Source organism: Segniliparus rotundus DSM 44985, assembly GCF_000092825.1.
Taxonomy (GTDB): Bacteria; Actinomycetota; Actinomycetes; order Mycobacteriales; family Mycobacteriaceae; genus Segniliparus; species Segniliparus rotundus.
Window position 1 is genome coordinate 2,669,548 of record NC_014168.1, and the last position, 17,426, is coordinate 2,686,973.

General features: G+C 68.3%; 18 protein-coding genes and 1 pseudogene. 6 read left to right on the forward strand and 13 right to left on the reverse strand.

All coding sequences use genetic code 11. From position 1 onward, the window contains the following. The first annotated feature begins 32 nt into the window (after positions 1-32). Positions 33-1,277 (forward strand): acyl-CoA dehydrogenase family protein, encoded by a 1,245-nt coding sequence (locus SROT_RS12990; RefSeq protein WP_041407336.1) that lies wholly within the window; start codon positions 33-35, stop codon positions 1,275-1,277. Next, complete coding sequence (locus SROT_RS12995; protein WP_013139482.1) at positions 1,274-2,695, forward strand: LLM class flavin-dependent oxidoreductase; 1,422 nt, start codon at positions 1,274-1,276, stop codon at positions 2,693-2,695. Before SROT_RS12990 ends, SROT_RS12995 begins: the two co-directional genes overlap by 4 nt. On the opposite strand, the gene SROT_RS13000 is transcribed toward SROT_RS12995, so the two are convergent. The 3 genes and pseudogenes from SROT_RS13000 to SROT_RS16825 all read right to left on the reverse strand — a co-directional run bounded on the left by SROT_RS13000 (position 2,692) and on the right by SROT_RS16825 (position 3,607). After that, positions 2,692-3,138 (reverse strand): nitroreductase family deazaflavin-dependent oxidoreductase, encoded by a 447-nt coding sequence (locus tag SROT_RS13000; RefSeq protein WP_041408043.1) that lies wholly within the window; start codon positions 3,136-3,138, stop codon positions 2,692-2,694. The genes SROT_RS12995 and SROT_RS13000 overlap by 4 nt on opposite strands. A gap of 108 nt (positions 3,139-3,246) precedes the next feature. Next, positions 3,247-3,480, reverse strand: a pseudogene (locus SROT_RS13005) (MGMT family protein); the annotation flags it as partial. Beyond that, on the reverse strand, positions 3,464-3,607 hold the full coding sequence (locus tag SROT_RS16825) for a hypothetical protein (RefSeq protein WP_187288039.1): 144 nt from the start codon (positions 3,605-3,607) through the stop codon (positions 3,464-3,466). The pseudogene SROT_RS13005 and the gene SROT_RS16825, both read right to left, overlap by 17 nt. A 40-nt stretch (positions 3,608-3,647) precedes the next feature. On the opposite strand from SROT_RS16825, the gene SROT_RS13010 reads away from it, so the two are divergent. Continuing rightward, positions 3,648-5,198: an adenylate/guanylate cyclase domain-containing protein gene (locus SROT_RS13010; protein ID WP_013139484.1), complete on the forward strand. Its 1,551-nt coding sequence runs from the start codon at positions 3,648-3,650 to the stop codon at positions 5,196-5,198. 2 nt (positions 5,199-5,200) lie between these two features. Here the strand turns inward: SROT_RS13010 and topA are convergent, their stop codons facing one another. The 10 genes from topA to ssd all read right to left on the reverse strand — a co-directional run bounded on the left by topA (position 5,201) and on the right by ssd (position 14,255). After that, complete coding sequence (gene topA, locus SROT_RS13015; protein WP_013139485.1) at positions 5,201-8,032, reverse strand: type I DNA topoisomerase; 2,832 nt, start codon at positions 8,030-8,032, stop codon at positions 5,201-5,203. 121 nt (positions 8,033-8,153) lie between these two features. After that, positions 8,154-8,387 carry a cold-shock protein gene (locus tag SROT_RS13020; RefSeq protein WP_013139486.1) on the reverse strand — a complete coding sequence of 78 codons (234 nt, stop codon included), beginning with the start codon at positions 8,385-8,387 and terminating at the stop codon, positions 8,154-8,156. 160 nt (positions 8,388-8,547) lie between these two features. After that, positions 8,548-9,543, reverse strand: coding sequence for a zinc-binding metallopeptidase family protein (locus tag SROT_RS13025; RefSeq protein WP_013139487.1), 996 nt, complete (start codon positions 9,541-9,543; stop codon positions 8,548-8,550). Positions 9,544-9,625: 82 nt separating this feature from the next. Continuing rightward, entirely contained in the window at positions 9,626-9,973 is a 348-nt protein-coding gene (locus SROT_RS13030; protein WP_013139488.1) for an Rv3654c family TadE-like protein, read from the reverse strand. Continuing rightward, complete coding sequence (locus SROT_RS13035) at positions 9,970-10,287, reverse strand: TadE family type IV pilus minor pilin (protein WP_013139489.1); 318 nt, start codon at positions 10,285-10,287, stop codon at positions 9,970-9,972. The genes SROT_RS13030 and SROT_RS13035 overlap by 4 nt, the downstream gene beginning before the upstream one ends. Before the next feature lie 14 nt (positions 10,288-10,301). Next, a complete protein-coding gene (locus SROT_RS13040; protein WP_013139490.1) occupies positions 10,302-10,532 on the reverse strand; it encodes a DUF4244 domain-containing protein in 231 nt (76 codons plus the stop codon). A gap of 48 nt (positions 10,533-10,580) precedes the next feature. Then, positions 10,581-11,159: a type II secretion system F family protein gene (locus tag SROT_RS13045; protein WP_013139491.1), complete on the reverse strand. Its 579-nt coding sequence runs from the start codon at positions 11,157-11,159 to the stop codon at positions 10,581-10,583. Then, a complete protein-coding gene (locus SROT_RS13050; RefSeq protein ID WP_013139492.1) occupies positions 11,156-12,013 on the reverse strand; it encodes a type II secretion system F family protein in 858 nt (285 codons plus the stop codon). The genes SROT_RS13045 and SROT_RS13050 overlap by 4 nt, the downstream gene beginning before the upstream one ends. Then, on the reverse strand, positions 12,010-13,125 hold the full coding sequence (locus SROT_RS13055) for a TadA family conjugal transfer-associated ATPase (RefSeq protein ID WP_013139493.1): 1,116 nt from the start codon (positions 13,123-13,125) through the stop codon (positions 12,010-12,012). Before SROT_RS13055 ends, SROT_RS13050 begins: the two co-directional genes overlap by 4 nt. Continuing rightward, entirely contained in the window at positions 13,122-14,255 is a 1,134-nt protein-coding gene (ssd, locus tag SROT_RS13060; protein ID WP_187288042.1) for a septum site-determining protein Ssd, read from the reverse strand. Before ssd ends, SROT_RS13055 begins: the two co-directional genes overlap by 4 nt. 371 nt (positions 14,256-14,626) lie before the next feature. Here ssd and SROT_RS13065 point away from each other — a divergent pair, with 371 nt between their 5' ends. From SROT_RS13065 to SROT_RS13075, 3 genes are read left to right on the forward strand one after another with little or no spacing between them, the layout of a single operon-like run. Continuing rightward, complete coding sequence (locus SROT_RS13065; protein WP_013139495.1) at positions 14,627-15,571, forward strand: ABC transporter substrate-binding protein; 945 nt, start codon at positions 14,627-14,629, stop codon at positions 15,569-15,571. A gap of 34 nt (positions 15,572-15,605) precedes the next feature. Next, on the forward strand, positions 15,606-16,775 hold the full coding sequence (locus SROT_RS13070; protein WP_013139496.1) for an ABC transporter ATP-binding protein: 1,170 nt from the start codon (positions 15,606-15,608) through the stop codon (positions 16,773-16,775). A gap of 7 nt (positions 16,776-16,782) precedes the next feature. Continuing rightward, positions 16,783-17,424, forward strand: coding sequence for an ABC transporter permease (locus SROT_RS13075; protein ID WP_013139497.1), 642 nt, complete (start codon positions 16,783-16,785; stop codon positions 17,422-17,424). The last annotated feature ends 2 nt before the right edge of the window (positions 17,425-17,426 follow it).

Sequence of the window (17,426 nt, forward strand, 5' to 3'; positions counted from 1 at the left end):
TCGCCGGGCCAGCGGCGCCTAGCATTGCGGACATGTCCACTGCTGTCTTCTCCCCGGCTCCAAGCGACACGGAGCTGAGCGCCCGATTCCGTCCGGTCTTCGAAGAAATCGCCAAAGGCGCCACGGAGCGCGAGCGCGAGCGCAGGCTCCCCTTCGCGGAGGTCGAGCTGCTGCTCGAGGCGGGGTACACCCGGCTTCGGGTGCCACAGGAGTTCGGCGGCCTCGGCGCGAGCCTGCCCCAACTGTTCCGCCTGAACATCGAACTGGCCGAGGCGGAGTCGAACCTGCCCCAGGCCTTGCGCGTGCACACCGGCTTCGTCGAGGACCTCCGGTTGGACACAGACCCGCAGCGCCGTGAGCATTGGCTGCGAAAAGCCGGGGAGGGCGCGATCTTCGGCAATGGGATCACCGAGCCCGGAGCGGGGTTCCACGACCGGTACCAGACGACGCTCTCGCAAGACGGCGCGCACTGGCGCTTGGACGGCGAGAAGTTCTACTCCACAGGCAGCCTGTTCGCCGACCACATCCTGGTGGCCGCGCAACGAGGCGACGAGCGCGTCGGCGTGCTGGTGGACGCGGACCAGCCGGGGGTCTCCCAACAGGACGACTGGGACGGCTTCGGGCAACGGCTCACCGCAAGCGGCACCTCCCGGTACGCGGGGGTGCAGGTGGCGGCGGACCGAGTCTTCGAAGGCGGCTACGGCACTCCGGGCAAAGGCCATCAGGCCGCGCTTTTGCAGCTCGTCCAGCTGTCGGTGCTCGCAGGGATCGCCAAACGCGCGGTGGCCGACATCGTGGCAGTCACCCAACAACGCACCCGGACCTACAACCACGCGCTCGCCGACCTGCCGAAGGACGACCCGCTCGTGCAGCAAGTGATCGGACGGGGCGAAGGGGCCGCGTTCGCCGCCCGAGCGACCGTGCTCGCGGTCGCGGAGCTGCTGGGCGAGATCCTGGACCGGTTGAACGCGGGCGAGGACGTCCCCCCGCAGGCGTACGACGAAGCAGAGCTCGCCGCTGCGAAGGCGCAAAGTTCCGTGATCCCCCTCGTGCTGCGCTCCGTCACAGACCTCTTCGAAGTGGGCGGGGCTTCGCTCACCCGCTCTGGCGCCGCGCTGGACCGGCACTGGCGCAACGCCCGCACGATCTCGCTGCACAACCCGGTGATCTACAAAGAGCAGCGCGTCGGAGCGAACCTGCTGGTCGGCGAAGCGCCGCCCTACGCGTGGACCGTCGGCGAACGCAACCTCCCCGCGGACAAAGGAGCACTTCAGTGACGCAGTCGAGAAAAATCCGGTTCAACGCCTTCGACATGAACTGCGTCGCGCACCAGTCCCCCGGCATGTGGCGGCACCCGGAGGACGAGGCGTGGCGGTACAAGGATCTGGACTATTGGACCGAACTGGCGAAACTGTTGGAGCGCGGCAAGTTCGACGGCCTGTTCATCGCCGACGTGCTCGGCACGTACGACGTGTACGCCGGGAACGACCAGGCCGCGATCAGCGAGGCGGCGCAGGTGCCGGTGAACGACCCGCTCCTGTTGGCCTCCGCGATGGCGCTGGTGACCAAAGACCTCGGCTTCGGCGTCACAGCGGGCACCGCCTTCGAGCACCCCTACCCGTTCGCGCGGCGCCTCTCCACCCTCGACCACCTGACCAAAGGGCGCATCGGCTGGAACGTGGTCACCGGGTACTTGCCCGCCGCGGCGCGCAACATGGGCCAGGAGCACACTGAGCACGACGCGCGCTACGAGCACGCGGACGAATACCTCGAAGTGCTCTACAAACTCTGGGAAGGGTCCTGGGAAGACGACGCGGTGGTCCGCGACCGGGAGCGCGGAGTGTTCACGATCCCCGAGAAAGTCCACCACATCGGCCATCACGGGAAACACTTCTCAGTGCCGGGGATGCACCTCTGCGAGCCCTCGCCGCAACGCAGCCCGGTCATCTACCAGGCCGGAGCCTCCACACGAGGCGTGCAGTTCGCCGCCCAGCACGCCGAAGCGATCTTCCTCGCCTCGCCCACGAAGGCATTGCTCAAAGAACGGGTCGCAACAATCCGGTCCGAGCTGGTCAAAGCAGGACGGGACCCGTACTCGGCCCGGATCTACACGCTTCTGACGATTGTCACCGACGAGACCGAAGCGCTCGCGCACGCCAAACACAACGACTTCCTCAAGTACGCGAGCGCAGAAGGCGGGCTCGTGTTGATGTCCGGTTGGACCGGGGTCGATTTGTCGAAATACCACCCCGACGAACCCATCGGGAACGTCAAATCGAATGCGATCCACTCCGCCGTCGCGGCCCTGCAGGCCCCCGACGAACAGGGCAAGGAGTGGAAAATCGGGGACATCGGGCGCGCGGCGGCCATCGGCGGGCTCGGGCCCCGGCTGGTGGGCTCCGCGAAGCACGTCGCGGATGTGCTGCAGGACTGGGTGCAGGAAACAGACGTAGACGGTTTCAACCTCGCCTACGCGGTCACACCGGGCACCTTCGAGGACATCGTGGCATTCGTCATCCCCGAACTCCAGGGGCGCGGCCTGTTCCAAGAGGAATACGCGCCGGGCACACTGCGCAACAAGCTCTTCGGCAAGGGCGACCGACTGCCCGAGGAACATCGCGGCAGCCAGTACCGTATCGGCGGCCCGAGGTCGACGGCCCAGCGGAGACGAGTCGAGGAGCCGGTCGGCGTCTAGACCTTGGTCAGGGTGAAAAGCGGGAACTCGCGATCCGTCTTCTTCGTGTAGTCCTGGTAGGGCGGATACGCCGCCACTGCGCGCTCCCACCATGCCGCCCGCGTCTGCGCGTCCTTGATCTCCTCCGCGCGCACGGTGAAAACCTGCTCTTTGTCGCGCAGCTCGAACACCGGGTTGGCGCGCAGGTTCGCAACCCACGCCGGGCTTTTCGGCGCGCCGCCGTACGAACCGACCGCGAGGTACACCCCGTCGTGCTCGACGCGCATCAGCGGAGCCTTGCGAATCTCGCCGGACTTGGCGCCGATCGTGGAGAGGATGACCGTCGGCATGCCCTCCAACGTCGTGCCTTTGGCGCCGCCCGAGGACTCGTACACCTCGATCTGTTCTTTGACCCAGGTGTTCGGATGCTGTTTGACGTATTCGAAAGTGAACTCTTCGGGCATGCGAGGTGCAACCAGCCATCCGCCGTTCGTATTCCCGCCCGGGCCGGGGAAAACATGGCGCCGCTCGCGCAAAGAAATTCTCCCGCCTGAAGCAAGGACCCCCTCCGACCGAAGCCGCGCGAGCTGTTCTGCCGTCAGATGCTGCGCGGGCCGCCCCGACGCGCCGACGACCCGGTGCCACGGCAGATCCGCGGAGTCCTCGCGCAAGATCCAACCGACCTGTCTCGGGTTCGTGAGCCCGACAGCTTTGGCGATATCGCCGTAGGTCGCCACCTTGCCCTCGGGAATCGAAGCCACAAGCGCGCGGACGCGCTCGAACTGCTCGTCAGTGACGGCGGGCACGCGGAGCCGACCCTGCAGCGACGTGAAGGACCACCTGCGGCGCGAGCGGCACGGCCGCCCAAAGACACTGCCGGGTCACCGCGCCGCCCAGGTCTGGCCGCGCGGCGCCGAGCTGCTTGTCTGCCATAGCGAGAGTCTACGCACAGGCTATCCGCTACTGTGGTCGAATGCGCCAAGGCAGATTTGCCGAGCTGGGGTTCACACCCCGTGGGATCCTCAATCTCCTCCGCTGGCTGCCCCGCACCCGCTGGCCGCTGATCGTGCTGTACGTCGTCTACGCGAATGTGCTGGGGGCGTTGATCGTCTTCGGATTCCTGCAGTTCGGGTTGCCGCCCGAGGACGCGGTCTCCTACACCGACCTCGGCGATTGGCGCTCGCAACTGCTCTTCCTCGGTCTGCTCAGCCTGGGCATCGCCGTCTCCAGCATGGTCAATCTCGGCTACGCGGTTCCGACGCTGATCTGGAACCACAGTCGCGAGCATTCGGCGAACGCGCAGCGCGCCAAAGACCGGGCATTGCGCCTGCCCTCCTGGCAGATGTGGACGTCAGGATCGCTGTGGTTGTTCGGCTCGCTGGTCTTCGTCGGGTTCATCGCCCGCCATTCGCCGCGGCTCGCGCTCATCGGGGCCTTCGGCGCGGTGCTCGGCGGCTCCGTGGTCTGCATGATCGTCTATTTGCGCTCCGAACAGGTGCTCCGCCCCATCATCAGCGAGGCGATCGCCGACGGGGCGGAAGCCAAACGCGCGAGCAAGGTGTCCCAGCGCGTGCAACTCGTGTGGCTGCTGTGCTCCGGCATACCCGCATTCGCGATCTTCGGCATCACGACAGGCCACGAGCTCGGCATCCTGCACGGCAACCCGAAGCAGCTCATGTTGCCCGTCTCGATCCTCGCCGCCTTGACCATCGCCGTCGGCCTGCTCGCGGCCAATCAGCTCGCCAAGGGCATCGGCGTGCCGATCCAGGCCCTGCGCGGCGCGATGCGCCAAGTCGAGCAAGGCGACCTGTCCGCCCATGTCGAGGTGAACACCACGACCGAACTGGGCCTGTTGCAGTCCGGGTTCAACGACATGATCCAACAGATCCGCGGACGAGAACAACTGCGCGCCCTCTTCGGCCAGTTCGTGGGCTCCGAGGTCGCGCAACGCGCCGTCGAGGACGGCGTCCAGCTCGGCGGCGAGGAGCGGCTCGTCGCCGTCCTCTTCGTGGACCTCGTCGGGTCCACGCGGCTCGCGTTCCACCTGGGCGCTCCCCGCGTGGTGAAACTGCTCAACGAGTTCTTCCACGCCGTGGTGGACGTGGTGGGAGCCGAAGGCGGGTACGTGAACAAGTTCCTCGGCGACGCGGCCCTGGTCATCTTCGGGGCCCCGCTGGAACTGGAAAACTTCGCCGGGCACGCCTTGCGCGCGGCGCGCGCGCTGCACGAAGTGCTGGCCGGACCGCTGCATGAGACGAACGTCGGCATCGGCGTGTCCGCCGGTTTGGTCGTCGCCGGGCACATCGGGGCGGACGAGCGGTTGGAGTACACCGTCATCGGCGACGCGGTGAACGAAGCCTCCCGGCTCTGCGAACTCGCGAAACTCGAACCAGGCGGGCTGCTCACCTCAGAACGGGCCGTGGGCCTCGCCGATCCAGAAGAAGCACAGCACTGGGAGCTCGGCGAAGAAGTCTGCGTGCGCGGACGAGAAGCGCCGACCCGGCTGGCCCGCGCCCGAAGCTGACCTCAGCTCGTCGGTTTCTTCGTCGTGGTCTTGCGGGCCGTCGTCGGCCGTTTGGCCGTCGTGCTCTTCGCCGGAGTCCGGCGGGCGGCGGGCTTCTTCTTCGCCGGACCAGCAGCACGACGCTCGGCAAGCAGCTCCGCCGCGCGCTCGTCGGTCAATGATTCCACTTCGTCGCCCTTGCGCAGGCTCGCGTTCGTCGTCCCGTCCGTGACGTACGGGCCGAATCGGCCGCTCTTGACCACCATCGGCACACCGCTGACCGGATCGACACCGAGCTCCCGGAGCGGCCCGGCCGCCGCTTGGGCTCCGCGGCGCTTCGGCTCCGCGTACAGCGCCAAAGCCTCGTCCAGCGTGACCGTGAACAGCTGCTCCTCGTTGGCCAAAGACCGTGAGTCAGAGCCGCGTTTGAGGTACGGCCCGAACTTCCCGTTCTGCGCGGTGATCTCCTCGCCGGTGTTCGGGTCGGAGCCGACCGTGCGGGGCAAGGACAACAGCCGCACAGCGTCCTCGAGGGTCACGCTCTCAGGGGTCATGGACTTGAAGAGCGACGCAGTGCGCGGCTTCGGGGCAGCGGCGTTCTTCCCCCCCTTGGCCTTGGCCTTCTCCTCTTGCTGGGCAACCACCGCAGGTGGCAGCACCTCGGTCACATACGGGCCGAACCTGCCCTCTTTCACAACGATCTCGTGGCCGGATTGCGGGTCGAAGCCCAGCACCCTGCCTTCGCTCGGGGTGGCGAACAGCTGCTCTGCCAGCTCAGGGGTGAGCTCGTCCGGCGTGAGGCCCTGCTGCAAGTTCGCCCGCTGCGAGACCAGCTCGCCCTGGTCGTCCTTGACCATCCGCTCCAGGTACGGGCCGAATTTGCCCACCCGGACCCAGACCTGACGCGCCTCGGAGTCCTCGAACACCGGGATCGAGTTGACCTCCCGAGCGTCAATGGTCTCCGCGTTCGCCCCGACGAGGCGTTTGAGACCGCCCGCGCGGGCGACTGATCGCACAGGTCCGTTCTCGTCGCCGTAGTAGAACCGGTTGAGCCACGGGGTGCGGTGCTCGCGGCCAGCCGCGATGGCGTCGAGCTCGTCCTCCATGTGGGCGGTGAACTCGTAGTCCACGAGCGGGTCGAAATACGCCTCCAGAAGGCCGACGACCGCGAACGCCACCCATGCAGGCACCAACGCGGCGCCCTTCTTGTACACGTAACCGCGCTCTTGGATGGTGTCGATGATCGACGAGTACGTCGACGGACGGCCGATGCCGAGGTCTTCGAGCGCCTTCACCAACGAAGCCTCGGTGTACCGGGCGGGCGGCGAGGTGGCGTGCTCGGCGGGCGCCGCCTCCCGCGCGGCGACCTGCTGCCCCTTCGCCAGCTGCGGCAGGTGGCGCTGGGCGTCGTCGGCCTCGCCGCCCGCGAGCTCGTCCACTGTCTCCACGTACGCGCGCAGAAAGCCCGGATTTGTGATGACCAGTCCCGAAGCCGCGAACACGCAATCACGCGCCGAGGCGGTCCCCGCGGTCGTCGTGGTGGCGAGCCGAAGGCTCGTGCTCGTGCCGCGAGCGTCCACCATCTGCGAGGCCACGGTGCGCCGCCAGATCAGCTCGTACAGCCGCAGCTCGTCCTGGTCGAGCGCCTGGGCGAGCTGCTCCGGGCGGACGAAGGAGTCCCCCGCCGGGCGGATCGCCTCATGGGCCTCCTGCGCGTTCTTCGCTTTGCTCGCGTACTGGCGGGGAGCCTTGGGCACCGAGTCCGATCCGAACAGCGCGGCGGCCTGCGAACGCGCGGCCTCCGTCGCTTGCTGGGAGAGCGTGACCGAGTCGGTTCGCATGTAGGTGATGTGGCCGTTCTCGTACAGCCGCTGGGCGATCCGCATGGTCCGGTCGGTGGAGAAACGCAGCTTGCGGCTCGCCTCCTGCTGGAGAGTGGAGGTCATGAACGGCGGATACGGCTTGCGCGAGTACGGCTTCTCCGCCACGTCGGCGACGTCCAGCTGTGCGCCGACAAGCGCCTCGGCGAGCGCCCGGGCCTCAGCCTCCCCGACAATATGCACCCGGTCCGGGTTCGCAGGCTCGCCTTGCGGGGTGAAGTCCCGGCCCGAAGCCACCCGCAAACCGTCGAGCTCGACCAGCTTCGCGGAGAACTCCGGCTCCGTCCCCACGGTCACCGACAGATCCCAGTAGGAGGCCGAACGGAACGCCATCCGCTCACGCTCGCGCTGCACGATGATGCGCGTGGCCACCGACTGCACCCGGCCGGCGGAAAGCCTCGGCATCACCTTCTTCCACAGCACCGGGCTCACTTCATAGCCGTAGAGACGGTCGAGGATGCGCCGGGTCTCCTGGGCGTCCACGAGGTCCGTGTCCAGATCGCGGGGGTTCGCCGCGGCGGCGAGGATAGCCGGCTCGGTGATCTCGTGGAACACCATCCGGCGCACCGGCACCTTGGGTTTGAGCGTCTGCAGCAGGTGCCAGGCGATCGCCTCGCCCTCCCGGTCGCCGTCCGTCGCGAGATACAGCTCGTCGACATCCTTGAGCTTGTCTTTCAGCTCGGTGACCGTGGCCTTCTTCTCCGGGCTCACCACATACAACGGGTCGAAATCCGCCTCCACATTGACCCCGAGCCTGGCCCACGGCTCCGACTTGTATTTGGCCGGGATGTCCGCAGTGCCCCTCGGCAGGTCGCGGATATGCCCCCGTGAGGACTCCACGACGTACTCCCCGCCCAGGAAGGACGCGAGCTTGCGAGCCTTGGTCGGGGACTCGACGATCACCAATCGCCGGAGCCTGTCGCTCTGAGAACCACGCGCGCCGTCGGCGCTGCGCCGTGCTGCCACCGTTGCCATACCTTCCCGGTTGTGCTGTTCGCGCGCTTGGCTTGCGCCGCGAGCCGTCACACTCTCTTCATCTCAGACCTAAGATAACCTGGATCTCAGGTGTTCCGGCGTGTCAGCCTAGCCGCGCTGGTCACTGGCCCTGATGCGGGAGCCGGGCCTGGGCCGCCGCCCGCACAGCGGTGGCATGCAGGTCCTTGCCGACCAGCGCGGTCTCGAACTCGACTTTCTGATTCTCCACCAGTTTCCGAAAGCCGCTGCCCTCAATGGCGGTGTACCGGACGAACACCTCGGCGGAACCGTCGTCCGGAGCGATGAACCCGAAACCTTTCTCGGGGTCGAACCACTGCACGGTTCCCAATGCCATAGCTGGCGTTCCTCCTTGTCGGCATATCGGGCGAACTCGCTCTCGTCCTTGTAGTAGAGCACACTGCGCAAGCTGGGCACCACCGCACGGGCCCCGCGTCGCCTCGCGGAGGGTCGCGCGGGCATCCTCCTGCCCCGCTTGGAGCGGCGCCCGGCGCGCTTTAGCTGTTCCCCTGGCCGCGCGCCGCGACGAGCTCGTGGACGAACGCCATCTTGTCGAGCACCTTCGGCGCGAGCACGAACGGGTAGAGGTCTGGGTGCCCCATAGACCGGTTGACCATGTTCAGCGACCAGGCCAGCGGCAGCCAATGCTCAATGAGCTGGTCAAAACCCACTCTGCCGGGTTTCGGCTTGTCGATGGACACCCCGGCCGGGGCGAATCCGAACGCGGCAGCGGTGTCGAGGGTGTCCCGGATGTGCAGGTAGTGCGCGAAAGTCTCGGCCCAGTCCTCGGCGGCGTGCATGGTCGCGTACGACGAGACGAACTCGTCCTCCCAGCCAGCTGGCGCGCCCTCGGAGTAATGGCGGTCGAGCGCGGCCTGGTAATCGGCGTCTGGGTCGCCGAACAGCTGCATGAACTGCTGTTTGACGGTGTCGTCGGTGACGAGGACAGTGTAGTAGTAATGCCCGCTCTCGTGCCGGAAGTGCCCGAGCAGCGTGCGGTACGGCTCGGCGAGCTCGGCGCGCATCTGTTCGCGGTGCGCGTCGTCGCCCTCAGCGAGATCGAGCGTGATGACGCCGTCCGCGTGCCCGATCACCACGTTCTCGGTCGCGCTCGACAGCAAATCGAACGCGAGGCCCCCCTGCGGGTCCTCCGCCTTGCCGACCAAAGGCAGACCAAGATCGTGCAGTTCCGCGACGAGGCGCCGCTTCGCCGCCTCGGCCTCGGCGAACAACGCGAGGAACTCGGTGTCCGTGTCCGCCGGCCTCGTGCGCGTGAGCGCGCACGACTCGCACAGCCCCGCTTCGTACCCGGCCGGGACCAGCCAGTTGCAGGCCGCGAGGTTCAGATTCGCGCACGGCTGGAATCGGCTTGGGTCGATGACGAGCACATCGTGATCGGCGAGGCTGTAGCCGACCGGGCTGTCGCAGTTCAGACAAACCGAATTCTCGAAGACCAGTCGTTGCCCGCAAGTGTGGCATGCAAAGTCACGCATGCTTCTGATAGTACGCACGCCCCGTGAAGAACACAACGGGCCGCTGCCGACCGGCTGGCCAACGCCGCACGCAGAGCAGGCGCTATCCGGGCGCGGGCCCTGCGCGGGCGCCCGCCCGCGCAGGGCCGAACGAGAAACCCGCAGCCGCGACGTCCACCTCGACCACGACAAGGACGTCCAGATCCGCCAACCGGCACGAAGCGAGGCGCCCTGAGGACTGAGCGGCGAGAGCTCGCGCCGCAGCGCATGCGGCCTCCTCGCCGTCCAAAGCCCGGTACGCCCCCGCCAAGGCGGCGAGATCCGCCTCGGACTGCGCCCGATGCCTCGCCGAGACGGCGGCGCAGAGCCAACTGAGCAGCAGAACGAACATCATCAAGGCGGCGATGGCACACGCGCTGAGCAAAGTTGTGGCACCTTGCTCGTCCTTCATGGGCCAGCCACCGGTTCGGGAGCGGCCGCCGCGCTCGCCCCGAGGTCCACCGTCGTCAAAAACGGAGCCCGGAACGTCACCGTCGCCACGATCATCCCCGAACGGTCGTCAATGGCGATCTGGGCGCCGCGCGGGCCGATCCGCTCCGCCGAGGAGCGAGCAGCGCGCGCATCGCCCCTCGCGGCCAGCCGCGCCGCCTCGCGCGCGGCGTCGACACAACGGATGTGGTCGCCGACCGCGAGCAACGCGAGCGCCGAGCCGAAGAGCACGAACACAATGGCGGCGACTCCGAAAGCGGATTCCACGGTCACCATGCCCGCCTCGCCTCTCACACACTGGTCGTGAGCGCTTTTTCTATGATTTTTTGCAGGAAAGAGGCCACCGAGCCACCGGTGAGCACGGTGTACAAGAGCGCCCCGAACGCTGCCGCCGCCACGGTGCCTATCGCGTATTCGACGGTGCTCATGCCTTCCTCTTCGCCGCCGAAGGCGGCAATCCGGCAGAGCAGCGCGACTCCTCGCTGCCGCAAAATTTCTCGTTGTTCGTGCGGCCACCACATGCGGCCTCCTTTCTCTGATTCCGCCCGACGTTCGGGCGGAAGTTGTCATCACCATGCGTCCCTCATGACTCCTGATCCCAAACCGACGATCACCGGCATCACCCCGAGGCAGAAAAACGCTGGCAAAAAGCACAATCCGAGCGGTCCTGCGAGCAGGACCGCGGCGCGGCTGGCTTCGGCCGCCGCTTGGTCGAGCGCTTCCGCCCGGGCTCCTGAGGCGAGTTCGCCCAAACCTTCCGCCAACGCGGTCCCGCTCCGCGCCGAGCGTATGGCCATCCGCGCGAGCGGCGCGGTGACCTCCAGCGCAGCCGCCTCCTCCCATGCTGTTCGCGGGCCTGCGCCGAGAGCGAGCAAAGAGGCGGCCTTGGCGAGAGCGCCCGCGAGCGGCTCCGGGGCGGACTGCGCCACTGCCCGCATGGCAACGGATGTCGGCAGACCTGCCCGCAAGCTGACGGCGAGCAAGTCGTAGCTCGCGGCCAACCCAAGCTGGTCCAAGCGGGCTGTTCTCCTGCTCGCACCCGGGACGCACACCGGCTGCGGTCGGACCCGCAAGAGCCAGAGCGACGGGCTCGGGGCGACAAGCAGCGCCAATGCCAGACTGGCAGCGGAGCAAGCACACCACGTCATCGGTCTCCTCCTGCGGTGATGCGCCTGGACCAGGCCAGGCCCGCACAGAGGAAACCGCACCCGATCATGAGGAGGAACGACCCCGAGTCCGAGAAGAGAACACGCAGCGGCTGCGCCCCCAGGGACTGCCCGAGCACCACGCACAGCAAGGGCAAACCGGAAAGGATCTTCGCCGTCGCCCGCGCGCCAGCGAGCGCCGCGTCGGCCCGTTCGGCGAATCGGACCCGTTGCACCGCATCGGCCCGGACAGAGCCCAGCACCTGAGCGATCGGCACGCCTTCTTGATGCGACAGCTCCCAACAGGACGCGAGCCGTTCCCAAAAGGCTCCGCCGAGGCCGAGCCCCGCAGACCGGGCCGCAGCAGCCCGTCGGCGCAGCCCTTGGCCGACGTCCCCGCCAAGCCGGGCCCGCGCGGCGACTTCGCGCATGGTCCGCGCAACTTCCCTTCCGCCGCAGGTCGCCGCCAAAGCGCCCTCCTGCGCGGCGGACGCGAACGCATGGGCGGGATGCGCGCCGACACGAAGCTCGTCCACCACCGCCATGAGCGCCGCTTGGACGGCAGCCTCGTGCTCCCGCCGCCGAAGGCGGCGGACACGGGCGCGCCATGCCGCGCGAGCGCTGGCCGCGAGCAGCAACACTGTGCAGCCAAGCGCAGGATGCACAAGGAGCGCGCCGCCGCCGGGAGCCCACCAAAACTTCTCCGCAAGGCGTGCCAAGCCCGCTGTTCGAACCCGGCGCGCGTGCTCCCCTGCACAGGTCTTCGGGCGCAGGAGCGCGCGCGTCCGGCTGGCCGCGGCCGAGGAAGGCCACACAGCGAACGCGCACGAGACGAGCAAAACTGCCATGGCCGTCATCGCGCGGACCACAGCTCCCGCGCGATGACGCCGCCAGCCTGAGCGTCCAGCCGCGCGATCTCCACGAGCGTCCTGGCGCCAGACGGAGCCGTCCTGCGCATATGGAAAAGAAGCCGCACCGAGGCAGCGAGCTGGCCGTGCAGGCCCGCGCGGTCCAAGCCGCCCATGGCAGCGAGCGACTCCAGCCGCGCGGGCAGCTCGCGCGGGGAATTGCAGTGGACGGTGCCCGCGCCGCCGTCGTGGCCGGTGTTGAGCGCAGAAAGCAGGTCCACGACTTCGGCGCCGCGAACTTCGCCGACCACAACCCGGTCTGGCCGCATGCGCAGGCTCTGGCGCACCAATTCGCGAACCGTGATCTCGCCAGCGCCTTCCACGTTGGGTTTGCGGGCCACGAGCGAGACCACATGCGGGTGCGCGGGGGCGAGCTCTGGGGAGTCTTCGACCAGCACGATCCGCTCATGCTGGCTCACCTGCGCCAAGAGCGCGGAAAGCAGGGTCGTTTTGCCCGATCCGGTGCTTCCGGTCACTAGAAAGGAGTGCCGTTCGGCGACCGCGCGCCGCACAAGAGCGGCTGCCTCGGGGGGCACCGATCCGCGCTCCACCAGCTCGTCAAGACTCTGGGTGGCGGGCCGCAGCACGCGCAACGCGATGGACGTCCCCCGCGCCGCAAGCGGCGGGAGCACCGCGTGCAACCGGACATCGCAGCCCCGGCACCCGAAACCAGGCAGCTTGCCGTCGACGAACGGCTGGGCTTCGTCGAGCCTTCTGCCCGCGGAAAGCGCCAAACGGCACGCCAGCCGGCGCACAGCGGCCTCGTCGGGGAACGTCAGCGCGGATCGGACAAGGCCCTGGCCTCGGTCGGTCCAAACCTGATCGGGACCGTTGACCAAGATGTCGCATAGGTCCGGTTCGTCGAGCAGTTCCTCCAAAGGCCCGGCGCCGAGGAATTCCACCCGCAAGGCGCGGACGGCGTCAAGGACGTCGGTGTCCCCGAGCAGTCCTCCTGCCTCAGCGCGGACAGCCTGGGCGAGCACCGCATAGGTGATGTCGCCGCCGCGGCGGGCGAGGCGTTCGCGTACCCGCTCGACAACCGGCCCGGTCATCGTCCTCATCGCCGAACAGCCTTCGCGGGGCCGCGTCCGAGCACCGCCGCCGCGGCGCGCAGCACGCTTGAGCGCGCACGCAAGACAAGCCCGTGGCGCTCCAGACTGAGCGCGATCGGCGGCTCGTCGTGCATGGTCGCGATGAGCGGGACGCCCGCGTGCTCCGCCGCGCGTGAAAGACGCAGCCCTCCAGGAGACGGGCCGCGCACGACCGCGCCCACGCTCGCGCACTCTCGGCAGAGAGCAAGCGCGAGAGAGCGACCCGCTGCGATCGCCCGCAACTCCGCGGGGAGGACCAGGATCGTGGAATCGGCTGTTGCCACGACCGCTTGCTGCAGATCCCCCCAATGCCGAGGCAGGTCGACGACGACGGCGTCCCCCGCCGAACGGGTGCTGTCGAGCACCGCGAGCGCCGCCTCCGGCTCGATGGCTCCTCTCGGAGCGCTCAGATCGGCCGAACCCGCGCCGAGCACAGAGAGATTGCCGGACCGGCTGGGCAGCGCCTCGTGCAGAGCCGCCGCTGACACCCGGCCGCCGACGAGGGCGAGGTCCCCCCACCGCAAACCTGGCTCCCGCTCCATCCCGAGCACCACATCCAACCCGCCGCCGAGCGGATCAAGGTCCACAGCGAGCGAACGCAACCCGGACCTGGCCGCGACGAGGGCTGTGGCTGCGACCAATGTGGAGACCCCGGCCCCGCCGCGCGCCCCGATGACCGCGATGATCCGTCCCGCGCCGACCCGGCGCTCGACTGCTTCGCCGACGACCCGCACGAGATCCCGCTCCTGCTCGGGAAGGGCGAGGACATGGTCGGCTTTGACGCGCACCGCCAACTGCCACGCAGCCGGGGAGGCAGGCCCCGTGCAGACCAGCGCCGTCGCCCCGTCCCGGGCAAGGCGTTCGCCCGCGCAGGCCCGCGCTGTCTGCTCGTCCAACAGCACCATGCCCGCGCTGCGCCAGACTCGTCGGTCGCGCTGCGGCGGCGATTCGACAAGCCCGCGCCCGGACGCGGCGACGACGTGTCGCACATGCTCCATGAGCACAGGATCGGCGATGGCGGCGAGGACTTCCGGCGCTTCGGACGCGACGAAGCTTCGGGGTGGCCTCGTGAAGCCACGGGACGGGCGAAACAGTCTCATGCGGACCATGCTGCCCCCGGAATGCGCGCGCCCTGCGCGATTTCCGGGACTTGTGGAGAAAGGATTTCCACGCTCCACAACCTGGCGCGCACTCGGGCGCCCGGGCGGGCGCGCGACGGAAGAAAAAACGCGAGAACAGGAAGAATCACGAAGAAGACAGGACGGTCCTAGCGTGTTCGTGGGGGGAGGGATACTAGGACCGTCGCGCTCAGCCCCGGGGGGTCAGGCTGAGCGCCCCCGGAATCGAGTCCGGGGTGCTTATATACTACACATGCACGGAAGATCCGCAAGCGTTGCGCGCACCCGAAGACGCACGCGCCGAGGCGCATCACCCGTGCGGGACTCGGCGGCAGACCAGGAAGGATACCGCCATGCGATCACGGACCGGTTTCGCGGCGACCGTCACGGCGCTCGCGCTCCTCAGCGCCTGTGGGACCTCCTCGGACCCGTTCTCCTCGGGCGCAGAGACCGACTCGGACCCCAGCACCATCACGGTCGGCTCGGCCGCGAGCCCGGAATCAGAGGTCATAGCCGACATCTACATCCAGGCGTTGCGGGCCAATGGCTTCCACGCGGGCGGCAAACAAGGCGTGGGGCAGCGCGAAGGGTACATTCCGGCGCTCAGCTCCGGTGAAATCAGCGTCATCCCGGAGTACACGGGCAATCTTCTGCGCTATGTGAACAAAGCGGCCAAAGCCGTCACGGCGGAGCAGATCAAAATCGAGCTCGACCAAGCCCTCGTCTCGGTCAAACTGGTCGCCTACACGCCCGCGCCCGCGTCCAACACGGACAGCATCACCGTCACCAAAAAACTTGCGCAAAGCTGGGGCTTGTCCTCGATCGCCGATCTGGCCGCGCACGTCGCGGAGTTCGAAGTGGCAGGCAACGCGGAATTCCAGCAGCGCCACGAAGGCCTCGCGGGGCTGAAGGACGTCTACGGCATCGACGTCCCTGCGGACCACTTCATGGCGATCAATGACTCCAGCGGACCGGCCACCATCGAAGCGCTGCGGAAAAACCAGGCGCAGGGAGCCGACGTCTACACCACGACCCCGGCCCTCGCCGAAGGCGACCTCCTCGTGCTCGACGACCCCAAGGGCCTCTTCCCGCCGAACAACGTCGTGCCTGTGGTGAGCTTGCGCAAAGACTCCCCCAAGCTGCGCCGCGTGCTCGACGCGGTGTCGGCCCAGCTCACCACGCAAGACCTGACCATGCTGAACCGGGCGATCTCCGGGCAGGGCGAGCAAGAGCCGGAGGACGCGGCGGCGGCATGGCTCAAAGCGCACAGCCTCGACCATCGGTTGGCCGAAAAATAAGTGCTGGCCGACGCCAGGGAAGGAGCCACCCAACATGCCTGAGAGCGCCGCCGCGCCGCCCGCGATCGCATTCGAAGCCATGTCCGTCCGTTTCCCGAACGGCGCCCAAGCTGTGCAGGAGCTGGACCTGTCGATCCCGGAAGGCTCGTTCACGGTGTTCGTCGGGCCGTCCGGCTGCGGGAAGACCACATCGATGCGGACGATCAACCGTCTCGTGGAGCCAACCGAAGGCCAGGTGCGGGTCGACGGGAAGGACGTGCGCGAACTGGACCCGGTGAAACTGCGCCGAGGCATCGGCTACGTGCTCCAGCACGCGGGCCTGCTGCCGCACCGCACCGTGGCGGACAACATCGCGACGGTCCCCATCCTCAACGGGACTCCCAAGCGCGAGGCACGATCTGCCGCGTTGGACCTGCTCGACCGGGTCGGGTTGGACCAAAGCCTCGCGACCCGCTACCCGAGCCAGCTCTCGGGCGGACAGGTCCAACGAGTGGGCGTGGCAAGGGCGCTCGCGGCGGACCCGCCCGTGATGCTGATGGACGAGCCGTTCTCCGCCGTGGACCCCATGGTGCGCGACAGCCTGCAAACCCAGGTGAAAGCTCTCCAGGCGGAGCTGAAGAAGACCGTTGTCTTGGTCACCCACGACATTGACGAAGCGCTTTTGCTCGGCGACCGGATCGCCGTGTTCGGGCCGGGGGGCAAGCTGCGCCAGTACGCCGCGCCCGAAGAGCTGCTCACCTCGCCCGCCGACGAGTTCGTCGAATCTTTCATCGGCCGGGACCGGGGTTACCGGGCGCTCGGCTTCGACCAGGCGCGGGGCGTGGAGCTGGTGCCCATCGAAACCTCGGCCGAAGACGACCTCGGCCAGTTGCGTCTCGCGCCGCAGGCCTGGCGGCTCGTGGTCCAGCAATCCGGGGAGCCGCTCGGCTGGATCAACGACCGCGGCCTGCGCGCCTTGGCGCAAGGCGCGAGCCTCGCCGAGAGCATCACCGCGGGCGGATCGCTCTTCCGGCCGCAGGACAGCCTGCGCCAAGCCCTCGACGCAGCGCTCTCGTCCCCCTCTGGGCTGGGCGTGGCCGTGGACGAGACCGGGTCGGTCATCGGCGGCGTGGACCCCCGCCAAGTGCTCGACCTCGCCGAAGCCGGGCGGCGCGAGCACGAGGGGCACCGCTGGGCGGGCTCCGCGAGCGGCCTCGAGGCGTAGGGCTCGCATGAACTGGCTGGCGCATCATTGGGACAAGGCGCGGCCGATGGCATGGGAACACGCCTGGCTGTCCCTGCTGCCGATCGTCATCGGCGTCGCGGTCGCGCTGCCGATCGGCGCCGCGGTCGCCCGCGCGCCTTGGGCGAGGCGGTTCTCGGACGCGTGCAGCAACATCGTCTTCACCATTCCGTCGCTCGCGCTGTTCGCTGTGCTGCCCGGCGTGCTGGGCTTCGGCTTCCTCAGTCCGCTTAACGTGGTCGCCGCCCTCACCCTGTACACCGCGGCGATGCAGGTCAAGACTATCCCTGAGGCATTGGCGGCGGTGGACCCCGACGTGCTGGCGGCCGCGGACGCGGTCGGCTGGTCGCCGACAGCCCGGCTGGTGCGGGTGGACTTGCCGCTCGCCGCCCCCGTGCTTTTCGCGAACCTGCGGGTGGTCGCGGCGGCGAACATTTCGATGGTCGCGGTCGGATCGGTGATCGGGGTTGGGGGGCTCGGCCAGCTGTTTCTGAGCGGCTACCAGCGCGACTACCCGGATATGATCGTGGCCGGGATCATCGCGGTCCTCGTCCTCGCGCTCGGCGTCGACGCAGTCCTGGTCGTGTTGGGGCGCGCCCTCACCCCGTGGACTCGGGCAAGGAGGCAGTAGCG

Excerpts from the sequence above, each read along its gene's own strand:
- SROT_RS12990 (WP_041407336.1), top strand. The coding sequence starts at position 33 with ATGTCCACTGCTGTCTTCTCCCCGGCTCCAAGCGACACGGAGCTGAGC.
- SROT_RS13000 (WP_041408043.1), bottom strand. The coding sequence starts at position 3,138 with ATGCCCGAAGAGTTCACTTTCGAATACGTCAAACAGCATCCGAACACC.
- SROT_RS16825 (WP_187288039.1), bottom strand. The coding sequence starts at position 3,607 with ATGGCAGACAAGCAGCTCGGCGCCGCGCGGCCAGACCTGGGCGGCGCG.
- SROT_RS13010 (WP_013139484.1), top strand. The coding sequence starts at position 3,648 with ATGCGCCAAGGCAGATTTGCCGAGCTGGGGTTCACACCCCGTGGGATC.
- topA (WP_013139485.1), bottom strand. The coding sequence starts at position 8,032 with ATGGCAACGGTGGCAGCACGGCGCAGCGCCGACGGCGCGCGTGGTTCT.
- SROT_RS13020 (WP_013139486.1), bottom strand. The coding sequence starts at position 8,387 with ATGGCATTGGGAACCGTGCAGTGGTTCGACCCCGAGAAAGGTTTCGGG.
- SROT_RS13025 (WP_013139487.1), bottom strand. The coding sequence starts at position 9,543 with ATGCGTGACTTTGCATGCCACACTTGCGGGCAACGACTGGTCTTCGAG.
- SROT_RS13030 (WP_013139488.1), bottom strand. The coding sequence starts at position 9,973 with ATGAAGGACGAGCAAGGTGCCACAACTTTGCTCAGCGCGTGTGCCATC.
- SROT_RS13035 (WP_013139489.1), bottom strand. The coding sequence starts at position 10,287 with ATGGTGACCGTGGAATCCGCTTTCGGAGTCGCCGCCATTGTGTTCGTG.
- SROT_RS13040 (WP_013139490.1), bottom strand. The coding sequence starts at position 10,532 with ATGTGGTGGCCGCACGAACAACGAGAAATTTTGCGGCAGCGAGGAGTC.
- SROT_RS13045 (WP_013139491.1), bottom strand. The coding sequence starts at position 11,159 with ATGACGTGGTGTGCTTGCTCCGCTGCCAGTCTGGCATTGGCGCTGCTT.
- SROT_RS13050 (WP_013139492.1), bottom strand. The coding sequence starts at position 12,013 with ATGACGGCCATGGCAGTTTTGCTCGTCTCGTGCGCGTTCGCTGTGTGG.
- SROT_RS13055 (WP_013139493.1), bottom strand. The coding sequence starts at position 13,125 with ATGAGGACGATGACCGGGCCGGTTGTCGAGCGGGTACGCGAACGCCTC.
- ssd (WP_187288042.1), bottom strand. The coding sequence starts at position 14,255 with ATGAGACTGTTTCGCCCGTCCCGTGGCTTCACGAGGCCACCCCGAAGC.
- SROT_RS13065 (WP_013139495.1), top strand. The coding sequence starts at position 14,627 with ATGCGATCACGGACCGGTTTCGCGGCGACCGTCACGGCGCTCGCGCTC.
- SROT_RS13070 (WP_013139496.1), top strand. The coding sequence starts at position 15,606 with ATGCCTGAGAGCGCCGCCGCGCCGCCCGCGATCGCATTCGAAGCCATG.
- SROT_RS13075 (WP_013139497.1), top strand. The coding sequence starts at position 16,783 with ATGAACTGGCTGGCGCATCATTGGGACAAGGCGCGGCCGATGGCATGG.